Source organism: Henriciella sp. (genome assembly GCF_029937755.1).
In the GTDB taxonomy this organism is placed as follows: domain Bacteria; phylum Pseudomonadota; class Alphaproteobacteria; order Caulobacterales; family Hyphomonadaceae; genus Henriciella.
On record NZ_JAPYPG010000001.1, the window covers coordinates 988,534 to 1,003,344 of the forward strand.

Genomic DNA, 14,811 nt, shown 5'->3' on the forward strand with positions numbered 1-14,811 from the left:
GCCGGGCAGCGCCCGCCTCACTTGTTCCCGTTGATCACTTCAAAGCGCCGCGTCTCGAAGACGCGCAATACTTGCGCGAGATCATGTCCGCGCTTCAGGACCTGGTCCTGGCTGCCATAGACGACATAGGCCCCTTGCTGGTTCCGGAGGGCCGGGACCTTTTCAATCCGCCAGGTCGGCGCCTCTGCATGGCGCCGGAAAATCGCGAAAACCGCATGATCGCCATACATGCCGATGGCATAATCCTTGGCCTGACCCGACATGACCATCCGGCCATACACATCCAGGATGCGACTCATCTCGGTTCTGTGGAAAGCAACCTTCGGCTGTTGCGATGGCTGCAGTCTTGTCACGCTTCCCATAAAGTGAGATCACGCTCCCTTGCTTTACCGCTCTACCTTCCTGTCGCATTTTTAATGCGAAGAACAGGATTTAGCCGCATTCTCGCCTTGCGAGCGCCGCCGATTACCGCCACCTTGCAATAGTCGGGTGTTGGTGTCTAGCAGGCATCCCGGACCCATCAGCCCCCCCAGCCCCCCGGGGAGCTTGTTCAACCTTCACCCGACATCCTCACCCCATGCAATACGGACCGCCAAGACCGGCAGGTGAAATTTCTTTCACTTTCTGCGTCTTGCCCGCGATTTGAGCAAACAGCCTCTGGCCAGCTGCGGGCGAGATGGTTACTCAGTTGGCGTCTGTGCAAGCCAACGGGTCCGGACATGCTCGAACTGAAGCATCTCGTGAAAAGATTTGGGGACCATGTGGCCGTCGAAAAGGTCAGCTTCACCCTCAAGAAAGGTGAGGTGCTTGGCTTTCTGGGGCCAAACGGCGCCGGTAAATCGACCACCATGCGCATGGTCGCGGGTGTGATCGAGCCCGATGAGGGTGATGTGGTGATTGCCGGGCATTCGATCATTAACCAGCCGCGTGAAGCTCAGCGCCGCCTTGGCTTCCTGCCGGAAGGTGCCCCGCTCTATGGCGACATGACGCCCGTGGAATTCCTGAACTTCCTCTCCACATCGCATGACCTTGCCAAGGTCGAGCGCAAGCGCGCCATCGACCGCGTGGTTGCCGATGCCCGGATCGCCAATGTCGCCAACCGGCGCATTGTCACGCTCTCCAAGGGGTACCGCCGCCGCGTGGGACTGGCCGGTGCGCTGTTGAACGATCCCGATGTCCTTGTCCTGGATGAGCCGACAGACGGGCTCGACCCGATCCAGAAGCGGGCCGTACGCGCCCTTATTGCCCGCATGGCGCCGGAAAAGGCGATCCTGATCTCGACGCACACGCTGGAAGAAGTGCCCGCCATGTGTAACCGGGCGATCATCATTGATCGTGGCCGGATCGTGGCCGATGGTACGCCGGACAGCCTGACCGGGCAATCGCCCGGCGGTCTCGAGGAAACCTTCATCACCATGGCCGGGACGGCGGAGGCCGACGGGGTATGAGGCAATGGGCCGTCGACACGCTGACAGGCCTGAAGGCCAGCTATTCGCGTGAACTACGCGCCTATTTCGCGACGCCGCTCGCCTATGTCTTCATGGCCATCTTCCTGATGATGCTCGGCTTCTTCACCTGGGAAGCGTCGAACTTCTTCGACACAGGGGCCGCTGACCTGCAGCCCTTCTTCTACTGGCATCCCTGGCTCTACATGATCTTCATGCCGGCGCTCTCGATGCGGCTCTGGTCGGATGAGACTGCGGCGGGGACATCCGAGCTTCTAATGTCCTTGCCGGTGAGTGTTACGGGTCTTGCCGCAGGCAAGCTGTTGGCGGCCTGGACCGTGGCTGCGGTGAGCCTCGTGCTGACCTTCCCGATGTGGCTGACGGTCAACTATCTCGGCGCGCCGGACAACACGGCAATTTTCCTGTCCTACCTGATGAGCCTCATCATGGCCGGTGCCTATCTCTCGATAGGTGCGGCCGTGTCATCGCTCGTCTCAAGCCAGGTGCTCGCCTATGTCATTGGCGTGGTCGTCGCCTTCGTCTTTACCGCTGCCGGCTGGCCGATGGTGGTGGGGGCGGTGTCAGGTGCGCTCGGGGCGGCTGCCGGGGACCTGGTCGCGACCTTTTCCTTCCTTACGCATTTCGAAACGGCTGAACGCGGCGTGCTCGAACTGCGCTCGCTGATCTACTTCTTCGGTGTGATCGCGCTCTGGCTCGCCCTGAACGTATTGTGGGTCAGCCATCGCAGGAATGGCGCACGATGAGCCCGCGCGTCTATCTCTCTGCGGCCACGGCCCTGATTGCGGTGATTTTCATCGCCGCGACGCTGATCGTGCAGCCCTTGCTGCGCACGGCCCGTGTCGATTTTACAGAGAACGATATCTACACGCTGTCCGAAGGCACCAAGGCGGTGCTGACGGACCTGGAAGAACCGGTCGACCTGACGTTCGTCTACACCCGCCGTGTCGGTCAGGAATTTCCGGCCGTGCGTGCCTATGCGACCCGCGTTCGCGAACTGCTCGACGCCTACAAGGCCGTTGCCGGTGCCGACCTTCGCATCCGCGAGATCGATCCCGAGCCCTTTTCCGAGGATGAGGATGAGGCGCTTGCGGCGGGCATTACAGCGGTCAATTCAGACGGTGGCGACCCGCTCTATTTCGGTCTGATTGGCAAGAATACTGTCGACGATCAGCGCGTCATTCCCTTTCTTGCGCCAGAGCAGGAAGATACCCTCGAATACGATCTCACGCGCATGATCGCGCGCCTGAACCGGCCCGAACCGCCGAACATTGGCGTGCTGTCGACCTTGCAGGGCATGAGCGGCCCAGGCGAGGACAGCGGCTACACGTTCCTGCAAGAGCTCTCGAAAAGCTACGACATGCAGGAGATAGACGAGGCCTTCTTTTCCCTGCCGGAGGATATGGATGTCGTGGTCATGGTGCATCCGCCTGAGCTGAACGATTGGCAGGCCTGGCTCATCGACCAGTTCATCCTGAGGACAGGGCGGGCGATTATCCTCGTGGATGCGGCCGCAAAAACCTCTCGTGGCAGTGACTTCTCCGGTCTGGACGACCGCCAGATCCGTTCCGACCTCGGTCGGTTTTCCGATGTCTGGGGCTTGAGCGTTTCCGAAGAGGCGCTCGCTGACACCGAAAGCGCGCTTCCGATCCAGGTGGCAACCGGTGGCGGGCGCTCGACCATTGTTCGCCACCCGCTCTATCTGGCCGCCACGCCGGCGCTGATGCCCTCTGATAGCCTCATCACAGCCGACCTTTCGCGAACTGTGAATTTCGGCGCACCGGGTGGCCTGATCCTTGATGAGGACTCTCCCATCGACAAGGAAGTCCTGATCGAGACCGGCCCGGCCCCATCATGGATCGAGGCGGATGAAGCGGTGAGCGATCTCACCGCGCAGGAGACGCTCGATCTCTATGAGCCGCTGGACCAGGCAATGCCGCTCGCCGTGCGCGTCCATGGCGCGCTGGTCTCGGCCTTCGATGAACGGCCGTCGCCGGACATGCCGGACGATCCCGTGATGGCGGAACTCGCGCGCGCTGCCGCTGAAGAGGCGCAGCCACACATCTCAACCAGCGAACGCGATGCAGAAATCCTTGTCGTCGCCGACGCTGACATGGTCGATGACGGTCTTTACGTGAATCTCGACAGCGCAACCGCCTTTGCCGACAATGGTGCCTTCCTGATGAATGCGCTCGATGTCCTGTCCGGAGATGCGAACCTGCTTACCCTTCGTGCGCGCACATCCTCGCGCCGGCCAATGACACGTGTGGAAGGTATGCGCGACGAAGCCCAGGCCCGCTTCTTCGACGAGCAGGCCCGGCTTGAGGACAAGTTGGCCGAATCCCAGCAGCGGCTGGAAGAACTGCAACAGCGCGGCGCCTCGGACGGGTTCTTCGAGGGCGATATCGAAGCGTCTCTGAATGAGAATGAGCGGCTGGAGCTTGCCCGCCTGCGTGAGGACATTGTCGAGACGCGGTCACGCCTTCGTACCATCGAGCGGAATTTCCGCCAGGAAATCGACGGGCTCGAAGGGACACTGAAATTCATCAATATTTTTGGCGGTCCGCTCCTTGTGGGCCTGTTGGGAGCATTGGTCTGGTGGCGCCGCCGGCGCAGGGGGATCGCGTGAGTGCCACCCTGGATACACGCCGCCGCAAGACGGTTGAATGGCTCTCGATTACAGCTGCAGCGCTGTGGATCCTGCTGTTCCTGATGAGCCTTTTTGCTCCGGCGCAAAGCGATGTGAGCCCGCGGACTGGTGATCCTGTGCTGCCGAACTTTTCCACCGTGCGCAGCGATACCGGCGCCATCAGCTTCACCATGGCTGATGAGCGCTACACGCTGGAGCGCCGGCAAGGGGAGTGGGTCATGGCCGAGACCGGAGGTTATCCCGTTCGCGAAGACAGGCTGGCCACGCTGGCTGAAGGGCTCGAGACGATGACATGGGGTGAACGCCGTACAGCCGAGCCGGCGCGCTTCAGCCGCATTGGCCTTGGAGATCCGCGTGAGGATGGCAATGGCATTCTTATCGAGGTCTTTGCCTCAAACGGATCGAAATCGGCTGAGGTGATTACCGGCCGACGTAATGAGACGCTGTACGCCCGTGACCCTGGCGAGAATGTTTCCTTTCGCGTCGAGGGCGACCTGCCGCCGCTCTATACACGTGAGGCATGGCTGGACCTTGATATCGTCGACATCGACGCCTCTTCCATCTCGGCAGTCCGCCTGACGGATTCGCGCGGACAGACGCTCTATCTCTCGCGTGTGCCCGGTGGCGACGCCCGCAGTTTCCGTCCGGCGCCGCCCTACCACAACGATACATTGCGCAGCCGGCTGGCGGCTTCGACGCCGGCGCTGGCCATGTCGCATCTTTCACCGATTGATGTGAAACCGCAAAGCGAGCTGACGACACGTCCAGTGGCCCGCCACATCACGGAAACCCATGATGGTCTCGAGATCGACCTGCGGGCCTGGCGCGAGCCGGACGGGTTCTGGGTGACGCTTCGCGCGGTTGAGGCTGGCGAAGGCGCGCGCCGGGCGCAGACGATCAATGACCGGGCTGAAGGCTGGGCGTTCAAGCTGACGGAATATGACTGGCGGGAATTCACGCCACTTGTCTCTTCCATCGTCCGCCGGGCCGATCCGGCCGCCGAAACGCCGGGCGAATCGAACTTTCAGCCCTAGCTAGTCCCGCGCTCTGGCGGGCAGCATCCACTTCAGCAAGGGTCCGATGACGCCGCTCACAAGAGCCAGTGAGACAGGGTTTCCGGAGAACTTCCGGAAATAGTAGGCGAGGCTTTCGGCCTTGTGCCGGGCGACAGTCTTGGAAGAAACGTCTGATGTGCTGCCGTAATGCAGGGCACCAGCATCGGGGCAGAAGATCACCTCTCCACCGGCCTCTTTGGCCCGGCGGCAGAGGTCAACATCTTCGACGTGAATGAAATAGGCTTCATCGAAACCGCCAAGCTGGCGGAAGCTTTCAGTGTCGGTCAGCATCAGCGCGCCGGATACGGCGCCAACGGAGGTCGGCCCGGAGGGCAGGGGAGCCGTGTTGAGATTCCAGGTATCGATACCGGCCGAACTCGTCAGGGCGCGCCACAAGGTGAGCTTGCGCCGCCGGTCGCCACGGCCTTCCTTGCCATGAAGATCGAAGATGCGTCCGCCCAGAAGCCAAGGGCGCTGGCGGTGTTCGCTTGCCGCAACCAGCGTGGAGACCGCATCATGCTTGATGACCGCGTCCGGATTGACGAGCAGAAGATATCCCTCCTCAGCCTGCCGGCTTGCCAGATTGATCGCCTTGCCGAAGCCCAGATTGTCACCGGGTGATATCAGCTGGACTTTGGCGTGTTCGGCAGCAAAGGTCTTCAGCCAGTCCGTCATGGCAGGCGGATTGCCGTTGTTAATGATCAGCAGCGTGGTGACATCCCGGCAGGCAAGCAGTGCGTAAAGTGACTCACGAAGGCGCGGTCCGGTCAGATAGGTCACGATGATTGCGGTTATGGGCCGGGGGCTCATTCGGCTGGCTCTCTTCGCGGCCGCGCCTTGCCCAGCACAATGATGGCAGCAGCCGAAAGAACCATATTCGCCCAAAAGGCTTCGTTCCAGACACTGTAGGAGAGGCTGAACAGGGAGAAAGACGCCCCGATCAGGCCAGCCGTCGCCAGCGCCAGAGGAGCGCCGAGCATTGCCGGTGAAGGCAGGGCCAGGGCAAGAAGGAAGAGGACGGCGCAGCCAAGCAGGACGCCGACAAGACCGGTTTCGGCCCATAGTTGCAGGCCCATATTGTGCGGATGGCCGGGCAGGATGCGGTACTTCTCCCACGGGATGCCGGTCAGGTCCGTACTCTCGCGCATCAGCTCAAGCAGGTCGGGTTCTTCGGCAAAGGTTTCGCGCCATTCCTTCGATGCTTCGATGCCATGCCCGACCAGCGGGCGTTCCTCGACTTTCCTGGCCGCAAGCGACCAGGCGAAGATACGTGACTTGGACGAGGCCTGAAGTGGCAGGTCAGAGTGTACTACCATTGGCGCAGCGGCACCGAGAACAATGGGTGAGCTCACCACGGCCAGGGCAACAAAGCCGATCAGGATCCGAAAACCGTTCTTCCTGAAGATCATTACCACGGCGCTGGCGAGAGCCACGAAGACCATGCCAAGCAGGGCCACATCTGACCGCAGCAGCAGGAAGGTGGCGGCACCGAGCAGGAAACTCGCAGCCGCTGCCGGATATCGCCATGGGGCTGGGAGGCACCAGGCCGCGCCAATCAGCAGGGGTAAACCCAGGAAGAAGGCATTGGCGCTGCGCAGGATGTTCTGTGGCGCTTCTTTCACAGGGTCGCTGAACGGGGCGTACGCGCTGAGGGCGGTGTCTGGTAGCAGGCCCATCAACAACATGAGTATCCCGTGGGTCAGGATCACGAGAATGATGAAGCCTGCGGCGATCCGGGCCTGTGACCGGATGCGCAGGCATGCCGCAACGGTGAGGATGCCGGCAATAGCCGTTAGCAGGATGCGCAGGCCAGCCGCATTGATGCCGAAATCCCCCTGGGCTAGGTCTCCGGACATGATCTGGCCGGTCTCGTCGGACCAGAGGGAGGAGATGGCCGACCACGCCACGAGCAGAAGTACGGCAATGGCCAGTCGGCTTATTCCACCGCGCCAGGATACGAAGAAGGCGGCCGGAATGGCTGCCAGCGCAAGCAGGACCGAATAGCCGCCCGCGCCGAAAAGAGCGACCGGAATCCAGAGGGCAAAAGCCGCGGCCAGCACGACCGCATAGCTGAAACCGCGGCTTTCCGTCATTCGGGTCTTCCGTACTCTAAACTTTTGCCCGTTTCAGGTCGGGCGGTGTCGCCTCATCCGACAGCTTTTCGGCGGTCTCTTCAAGTCCAAGAATCTCCTGTCCCTTGGACCCGAAGCGGCGAAGCGCCAGCGTGCCTTCCTCGGCCTCACGTGCGCCAACCACGGCAATGACCGGGACTTTCTGGACGGAGTGCTCGCGGACCTTGTAGTTGATCTTTTCGTTGCGCGTGTCAACTTCGACGCGAAGTCCCGCCGCCCGCAGGCGCTGGGCGGCCTTTTCGGCATAGCCGTCAGCATCCGATGTGATCGTTGCGACAGCAACCTGCGTTGGCGCGAGCCACATCGGGAAGGCGCCCGAATAGTTTTCGATCAGGATGCCCATGAAGCGCTCGAATGTTCCGTAGACCGCGCGGTGCAGCATCACGGGGCGATGCTTGGCCCCGTCGGATCCCGTATACTCCGCGTCGAGACGATCCGGCAGGACATAGTCGAGCTGGAACGTGCCGCACTGCCAGGTCCGCCCAATGGCGTCCGTCAGGTGGAATTCGAGTTTCGGACCGTAGAACGCACCCTCACCTTCGGCATAGTCGAAATCGAGACCGGCCGCCGTCAGCGCGTCGGCCAGCGCTTTTTCTGCACGGTCCCAGTTTTCGTCCGTACCGCCGCGAACCTCGGGGCGCGTGGCGAGCTTGTAGGAAATATCCGACAGGCCGAAGTCGCCATAGACCCGCTCGAACAGCTTCAGGAAGCGAAGCGTCTCCTCGCCGATCTGGTCTTCGCGGCAGAAGATGTGCGCGTCATCCTGCGTCATCTGACGCACGCGCATCAGCCCGTGAAGGGCGCCGTGCGCCTCATTGCGGTGACAGCAGCCGAACTCCGCCATGCGGATCGGCAGATCGCGGTATGAGCGCTGATCGTGCTTGAAGATCTGCACGTGGGCCGGGCAGTTCATCGGCTTCAGCGCCATAAGCTCCGCATCGCCCGACAGGACAGGGGCCTCGTCATCCGTGGAGGGGACTTCGTCGGGCACGACGAACATGTTCTCACGGAACTTGTCCCAGTGGCCGGACTGTTGCCAGAAGACAGAGTTCAGCAATTGCGGCGTCTTGACCTCAAGATAGCCGTCCTCGTCCTGCTGGCGCCGGATATAGGCTTCCAGCTGACGCCAGATCATGTAGCCTTTCGGATGCCAGAAGACCGACCCTTGTGCTTCCTGCTGGAGGTGGAAGAGGTCCAGCTGGGCGCCAAGCTTGCGGTGGTCACGTTTCTCGGCTTCTTCGAGGCGAACGAGGTGGGCCTTGAGGTCTTTCTCATTGGCCCAGGCCGTGCCGTACATCCGTTGCAGCATTTCGTTGCGATGATCGCCCCGCCAGTAAGCACCGGCGAGCTTCATCAGCTTGAAGGCCTTCGGCAGTTTGCCCGTGGATGGCAGGTGTGGGCCGCGGCAAAGGTCGAACCAGTCACCCTGCTTGTAGACCGTGATCGGGTCGCCCGGCGGGATGATGTCGTCGATGATCTGCGCCTTGTAGTCTTCGCCGATTTTCTTGAACGTCTCGATGGCCTCATCCTTCGACCAGACTTCCCGGATGATCGGGTAGTCCTTGTCGACGATCTCTTCCATCTTCATCTCGATCCGTTCGAAGTCTTCCGTGGAGAAGGGCTCTTCGCGGGCGAAGTCGTAATAGAAGCCATCATCGATTACAGGGCCGATCGTGACCTGTGTGTCGGGATAGAGCTCCTGCACGGCCTGCGCGAGGATGTGCGCGGCATCGTGGCGGATGAGTTCGAGGCCCTCTTCGTCACGGGACGTGACGATGGCGACCTCGGCGTCACCCTCGAGTGGGCGGTTGAGGTCATACATCTCGCCATTCACCTTGGCCGCAAGCGCGGCCTTGGCGAGGCTTTTGGAAATGGATTCGGCGACATCTGCGGGGCTCGCCCCGTCGTCATACTGTCGCTTCGATCCATCAGGTAGCGTTACGTTGATCATTGGTCTCAAGCTTTTCGGTTCGTCTCGGGTCCGGCGTCGGGGAAGGGCCGTTCCGTTCGGGCCCAGTCTCCGGCGCGCCATGGCGCCCAGAAAGGTGAAGGGTTTGCTTTCTCGGGAACCGGGTCGAACCCACGCGAGCCGCCGGGGCGGCACCGCGAGAGCCTTGCCAGCGTCATCCAGCTGCCGGTCCAGAGACCATGGCGGGAGACGCATTCCGCGCAGTATTCGCTGCAAGAGGGCACATGCCGGCACTGTGCTCCAAAGACCTGAAAGGCCGGAGACAGCGTCAGTTTGTACGTTTTCAGGGCCGCATGGGCGGCTTTCCTGCGAATGGCGGACATGAGGCTTGAAGCCCGGTTGGTGTTTCGTCGAAAGCGGTTCTAGACGCGCAGGGGGCAGCTCTCAACCCGCTAGGGCTGTGGCATATGCCGTCATGGGCTGCCAACCGGCTGCGGCGGAGCGCTCAGGCCGCCGCAGCCCGCTTAGTTCGTGCGGTCTCGATCGCCTCGCAGGCGGCTTCGAAAGCCAGCATCGTGGAGGTGTGACGCGGGGGGTAGTCGGCGACGCCAGCCAGGTGACGCAATTCGGCGAACCGGCCTGCTGGCGGCTTACCACCATCCTTCAGCATGGCGCGCAGGGCATCACGGGCTGAAAGAACGTCTTCGACGCGGGCGCCGACAATGTTCTCGGCCAGAACAGACGTTGCGGCCTGGCCCAGGGCGCACGCCTTGGGTTCAACGGCAATGGCCTCAACCGTCTCGCCATCTTCGCTGAGACGGATATCGACGCGCACGACCGATCCGCACACACGCGAGACCTTCTCCACCGATGCATCGGCATCGGCGAGGGTCCCGACATGCGGAATATTGGCGGCCAGTTCCAGCACGCGATTATGATAAAGCTCTGCGCTCATGGGGCCTAGATCGCCCTGAAACGCCCGAAGATCAAGTGAATCAGGGCCGTTTGCCTCAGCCGAAGAGGTTTTGTGCGATATTGATCACGCGTGGCAGGACACGAATGAGGATAATGATCGCGCCGGTCAGGGCCGCGCCGGCAAGAAGCAGGAAGACGCCATCGCGTGCTGTCAGCCCCAGTCCGAAAAGCAGAATAGTCAGCCCGGGCAAGAGCGGGCCGAAAGGGAAAAAGCCGAGCGGGATCGTGATCACCGATGCGGCCACGCAAATGAGGGCGATGAGCGGCGCGAAGATCGGGCTTGTCAGGATCGTCAGGCGCGGCTTGAGGTAGCGGTCGACCATATGGGCGTATTTACGCCCGCCCTCGACGCCGGAAACGAGGTGCTTTCGCTTGAATTCGAAGTCGAGAAAGCGCCGCGGCACCCAGGGAAACTTCTTTCCGATCACGATCTGCAGCGAAACAAGGAGCGTGATAAGCGCGACGAGCCAGGTGGCGCCGGGAATGAATGTGAGGGGGCTGACGGATATGAATCCGAGCAGAAGCAGGATCGGTCCATAGGCCCGGCGGCCCACGGCATCCATCAGGTTGCGAACCGTGACTGTTTCGCCTTCAGTCTGCTCGCACAGGCTGGTCATCAGGCTTTCGAGATTGTTGACCGGAGGTCTAGCCGTCGCTTGCGTCATTGCGCGCTCCATAGCGGCGGATATCGGTCTGTACCGTAGCGGTCCCGATGCCGGTCAGGACATAGAGGCGATCATATTCTGTCGGCTCGTCAATCGGCGGGCCCGCTTCGCCGCCGAGCGCTGCAGCCAGATCCGGTGTCGTGTTCGAGTGCCCGACGACGAGCGCGGTCTCGCCAGCTGTTTTCAGTGTTTCTGCAAAGGCATCAAGATCGGACGGATCGTAGATCTGGACGTCAACCTCGAGTCTTTGCGCCAGCGGGGCCGCTGTTGCACGCGTGCGCCTGTAGTCGGTCGACCAGATCGTCTCAAGGCTAGCATCTTCAAGCGCGTCTGCCAGCGCCTCGGCGCGCGCCTGCCCCGCTGCGTTCAGATCCGGGTCGTCTCCCGTTTCTTTTTCAGCATGCCGGACAAGATAGACGGTGATGCCCTCAACTGAGGCTTCCGCATCTGTCGTCTCTATCTCTGAAGAACAGGCCATTGCCACCGCAAACACAGCACAGAGGACGCTTATTGTCTTGGTGAAACCCAGCCTCATTTGCGCACTCTTGCCTAATCCCGCCGCCAGGTCGAGCCTGGCACTCTGCAACTCCAACGCTTGTGCAGCAGAACGGGTTTCTCGACGTCGTGCAAGCTGTGCCGAAACAATTGCGGCCAGAGGCAATCCTCTGGCCGCGTTGTTTCATATCATTAAGTGAGCTCAGCTCGTTGCCGAGCCCTCTGAACCCGCAAGCGCGGGGAATTCGGGATGATTGACGACCTTGCTCAGCAAGTCGCTCACAGTCGGCTGGAAGGCGTCGATCACGTTCTGGCAGGCGTTGATCGCGCTGAAGCTGGTCTTGAACGAGTAAGCCGTCGAGACGGAATAGCCTTCCGGCAGGGAGGGCGATGCGACAGCCAGGGTAACATTCCAGGAGCCTGTGCCAAAGGAACTGAAGTCGAGCTCAGTAACCTCGCCCGAAATCTCCGGTGCTCCGGAGGCGATGAGTCCGGCCTCAAAAAGCTCTTCCTGGAAAGCGTCATGAATATAATCGATCGGCGACTGCCCGGGCGCGACTTCCAGTGCGCCCATGGCCCGGCAGGTTGGCGACGTATCGACGTCTGCAGCCGCCACAAAATCTCCCACCGTAACTTTCGTGCCCGCGGGCAAGGCTGACTGCGCGGACATGATATTTTCGGTTGAGGCCTTGTAAGGCCGGCTGGACGTGGTTTCACACGCCGCTGTTAGCAAAAGTGAAGCGGCGATGACGCCAAAAGTGCCTAGTTTCAATGGACTTCCCTCCGTGGTTTCCAGGAAGTCCTTTGAAATCCTATTCGGATGACGTCTATGTCTGGGGTTGAAAAAGCTGTGGATTATCAGGTGCGGCGCCAGGTTGAGCCCTGCGGTCCGTCCATGATTTCAACGCCTTCCTCGGTGAGCTGGTCACGGATGCGGTCGGCTTCAGCCCAGTTTTTCGCGGCCCGGGCGTCAATGCGCGCCTGCACCAGGGCGTCGATGCGCGCCTTGTCTTCATTGTTGCCGCCCTGTTCCCATTCAGCCGGCGTCAGCGACAGCAGGCCGAGCAGAGCACCGGCCGCCAGAAGGTCGGCGCGCGCCTGTGCCATGCGCGGCTCATCCTTTGCGTCTGCGGCCTGATTGGCTTCGGACGCCAGCCGGGAAAGTTCGGCCAGTGCAATCGGCGTGTTGAGGTCGTCGCTCAGCGCTTTCAGCACTGCGCCATCCTTCGCGGTGCCACCCTCGGCGTCCCAGACCCGGCGCAGCGCGCCATAGATGCGCCCGAGCGTGGTCTTTGCCTGTTCAAGAAGGTCGCGGGTCCAGTCCAGCGGGGCGCGATAGTGCCCCGAGAGCAGCGCCATGCGCAGCACTTCGCCCGGCCAGTCCTCCAGCAGATCATGGACCAGCTTAACATTGCCAAGCGATTTCGACATCTTCTCGCCTTCCATGTCGAGGAAGCCGTTGTGCATCCAGTAGCGCGCCATCGGTTCGCCATGTGCGCATTCGGACTGGGCGATCTCGTTTTCATGATGGGGGAATTGCAGATCGATGCCCCCGGCGTGGATGTCGATGGTCCGCCCGAGATGAGCCGCCGCCATGGCCGAGCATTCGATGTGCCAGCCAGGCCGTCCGCGGCCCCAGGGGCTGTCCCAGATCGCGTCTTCCGGCTCGCCCGGCTTGGCGAACTTCCAGAGCGCGAAGTCCGCCGGATTGCGCTTTTCCTCCGACACCGCCACGCGGGCGCCGGCCTCATTGTCCTCGATGTTTCGGCCCGACAGCTTGCCGTAATCCTCCATCTGGGCGACGTCGAAGAAGACGCCGGAGGGAGCGGTGTAGGCATAGCCCTTCTTCACCAGCTGCTCGGTGATGGCGATCATGCCGTCGATGTTCTGCGTCGCCCACGGCTCGATCGTCGGCGGCAGGACGTTCAGTCCGGCCAGGTCGGCATTGTAGATGTCAGCATACTTGCGCGTGATCTCCGGGATCGGCGTGCCATCCTGCAGCGAACGCGCGATGATCTTGTCCTCTACGTCGGTAATGTTGCGCGCATAGACGACGTGCGCCTCGCCATAGGTCTTGCGCAGCAGGCGAAACAGCACGTCGAAAACGACGGAGGGGCGTGCATTGCCGATATGGGCATAGTTGTAGACGGTCGGCCCGCAGACATAGAGCGTCACCCGGTTCGGATCCTGCGGCTCAAATACCTGTTTCTCACGCCCGAGCGTGTTGTAGAGTTTGATCGTCATGAAAGTCTTCTAGCGCCTGGAAGGTAAATACAACGGAACGGAGCGGACATCATCGCTGTGATGTCCGGTGCATCAATCGGTTCAACAACACAAGATGTGAGCGGCAATCGCCATTCCGTCTTCCTTTCAGCGCGGCGTTTATGCCATGGAACCCCTTCGGCGCCAAGCCGCTGCAAGCCTGGCGTGGCGGGGTAACGCGAAGGCAACGCATCCATTTTCTGGAAATGGTGATCCGTTTGCCTTATGTGACAGTATACGCCCTGAGGGTACAACTCGGGCGGGCGTTAAGTCCGGTATTGGGGTGCAAGGGCGCACCCACAGAACATCTGGCTCGACCCCCGTCCCTCAGAAACAGGATTTCACCATGGCGATGGATGCCATCACGACTGACAAAGAACTCGCCAACAGCGAACCGCTGAAGCGTCCCACACGCGAGGAAGCCGAAGATGCGGTGCGCACGCTGCTCGCCTGGGCTGGCGATGACCCGCGCCGAGAGGGCCTGCTCGACACGCCGAAACGCGTGGTCAATGCCTATCGCGAATGGTTCCAGGGCTATGACGAGGACCCGGTCAAATACCTCTCGCGCACCTTCGAGGACGTGCAGGGCTATGACGACATGGTGATGCTGCGCGAGATCGATGTGGAGAGCCATTGTGAGCACCACATGGCGCCCTTCATCGGCAAGGCTTATGTCGCCTACATGCCAACCCAGGCCGTTGTCGGTATCTCCAAGCTTGCCCGCGTGGTCGAAATCTACGCCAAGCGCCTGCAGACCCAGGAGACGATGACCTCGCAGATTTGCGACTCGATTACCGAGAGCCTGGCGCCGTCCGGCACCGCGGTCCTTATCGATGCGGTTCACCAGTGCATGACGACACGCGGTGTGCACCACCCGAACGTGTCGACCATCACGACCCAGTTCACCGGTGTCTTCAAGACCGACAAGGACCTGCGCGACCGCTTCCTGCGTCTGGCCGGCCGGTAAGACTGGACCCTACGGAATTTCATGGAAGGCCGCTCTACCGGGGCGGCCTTTTTCGCTTCTGGTCTTTTAGACCTTTTATGACCTTTGGTTCAGATCCCCCTCAGGACTTTAAGCAATGGTGGCTAGGCGTTAGGGCTCCTCCGCGCCAGCGGGGTCCTTGGCAGACTCGCTATCCCCCCCCCCTCCCTGCCTCGGACCCCGCTGCCTCCTTCTCCCTTGTTGGAAAAACGTTGCTGCG

At 61.4% G+C, this 14,811-nt stretch carries 15 protein-coding genes; 5 read left to right on the top strand and 10 right to left on the bottom strand.

Annotation, left to right across the window (positions count from 1 at the left end):
- Positions 1-17: 17 nt before the first annotated feature.
- Positions 18-362, bottom strand: coding sequence for a DUF2794 domain-containing protein (locus tag Q1K29_RS05000; protein WP_300391859.1), 345 nt, complete (start codon positions 360-362; stop codon positions 18-20).
- Positions 363-719: 357 nt separating this feature from the next.
- On the opposite strand from Q1K29_RS05000, the gene Q1K29_RS05005 reads away from it, so the two are divergent.
- Genes Q1K29_RS05005 through Q1K29_RS05020 form a run of 4 tightly spaced genes read left to right on the top strand, consistent with a single transcriptional unit; the run spans position 720 to position 5,147 of the window.
- On the top strand, positions 720-1,448 hold the full coding sequence (locus Q1K29_RS05005; protein ID WP_300391860.1) for an ABC transporter ATP-binding protein: 729 nt from the start codon (positions 720-722) through the stop codon (positions 1,446-1,448).
- Positions 1,445-2,209: an ABC transporter permease subunit gene (locus Q1K29_RS05010; RefSeq protein ID WP_300391861.1), complete on the top strand. Its 765-nt coding sequence runs from the start codon at positions 1,445-1,447 to the stop codon at positions 2,207-2,209. The genes Q1K29_RS05005 and Q1K29_RS05010 overlap by 4 nt, the downstream gene beginning before the upstream one ends.
- Positions 2,206-4,092 carry a GldG family protein gene (locus Q1K29_RS05015; protein WP_300391862.1) on the top strand — a complete coding sequence of 629 codons (1,887 nt, stop codon included), beginning with the start codon at positions 2,206-2,208 and terminating at the stop codon, positions 4,090-4,092. The genes Q1K29_RS05010 and Q1K29_RS05015 overlap by 4 nt, the downstream gene beginning before the upstream one ends.
- Complete coding sequence (locus Q1K29_RS05020) at positions 4,089-5,147, top strand: DUF4340 domain-containing protein (protein ID WP_300391863.1); 1,059 nt, start codon at positions 4,089-4,091, stop codon at positions 5,145-5,147. The genes Q1K29_RS05015 and Q1K29_RS05020 overlap by 4 nt, the downstream gene beginning before the upstream one ends.
- Here the strand turns inward: Q1K29_RS05020 and Q1K29_RS05025 are convergent, their stop codons facing one another.
- The 9 genes from Q1K29_RS05025 to cysS form a co-directional block, all read right to left on the bottom strand.
- On the bottom strand, positions 5,148-5,978 hold the full coding sequence (locus Q1K29_RS05025; protein WP_300391864.1) for a glycosyltransferase family 2 protein: 831 nt from the start codon (positions 5,976-5,978) through the stop codon (positions 5,148-5,150). It lies immediately after the preceding gene.
- A complete protein-coding gene (locus Q1K29_RS05030; RefSeq protein ID WP_300391865.1) occupies positions 5,975-7,261 on the bottom strand; it encodes an O-antigen ligase family protein in 1,287 nt (428 codons plus the stop codon). Before Q1K29_RS05030 ends, Q1K29_RS05025 begins: the two co-directional genes overlap by 4 nt.
- Before the next feature lie 16 nt (positions 7,262-7,277).
- On the bottom strand, positions 7,278-9,251 hold the full coding sequence (gene thrS, locus Q1K29_RS05035; protein WP_300391866.1) for a threonine--tRNA ligase: 1,974 nt from the start codon (positions 9,249-9,251) through the stop codon (positions 7,278-7,280).
- 5 nt (positions 9,252-9,256) lie between these two features.
- On the bottom strand, positions 9,257-9,592 hold the full coding sequence (yidD, locus tag Q1K29_RS05040) for a membrane protein insertion efficiency factor YidD (protein ID WP_300391867.1): 336 nt from the start codon (positions 9,590-9,592) through the stop codon (positions 9,257-9,259).
- 122 nt (positions 9,593-9,714) lie between these two features.
- Positions 9,715-10,164, bottom strand: coding sequence for an iron-sulfur cluster assembly scaffold protein (locus Q1K29_RS05045; protein WP_300391868.1), 450 nt, complete (start codon positions 10,162-10,164; stop codon positions 9,715-9,717).
- Positions 10,165-10,219: 55 nt separating this feature from the next.
- The gene (locus Q1K29_RS05050; RefSeq protein WP_300391869.1) at positions 10,220-10,849 is read right to left on the bottom strand and encodes an exopolysaccharide biosynthesis protein; all 630 of its coding nucleotides are present in this window, start codon (positions 10,847-10,849) and stop codon (positions 10,220-10,222) included.
- A complete protein-coding gene (locus tag Q1K29_RS05055) occupies positions 10,830-11,327 on the bottom strand; it encodes a phosphoglycerate mutase family protein (protein WP_300391870.1) in 498 nt (165 codons plus the stop codon). Before Q1K29_RS05055 ends, Q1K29_RS05050 begins: the two co-directional genes overlap by 20 nt.
- 219 nt (positions 11,328-11,546) lie before the next feature.
- Complete coding sequence (locus tag Q1K29_RS05060; protein WP_300391871.1) at positions 11,547-11,960, bottom strand: hypothetical protein; 414 nt, start codon at positions 11,958-11,960, stop codon at positions 11,547-11,549.
- A 242-nt stretch (positions 11,961-12,202) separates the two neighbouring features.
- Positions 12,203-13,588, bottom strand: a complete 1,386-nt coding sequence (cysS, locus tag Q1K29_RS05065; RefSeq protein WP_300391872.1) for a cysteine--tRNA ligase — start codon at positions 13,586-13,588, stop codon at positions 12,203-12,205.
- A 370-nt stretch (positions 13,589-13,958) separates the two neighbouring features.
- Between cysS and folE the strand changes: the two genes are divergently transcribed.
- A complete protein-coding gene (gene folE, locus Q1K29_RS05070) occupies positions 13,959-14,573 on the top strand; it encodes a GTP cyclohydrolase I FolE (RefSeq protein WP_350210676.1) in 615 nt (204 codons plus the stop codon).
- Positions 14,574-14,811 lie beyond the last annotated feature (238 nt).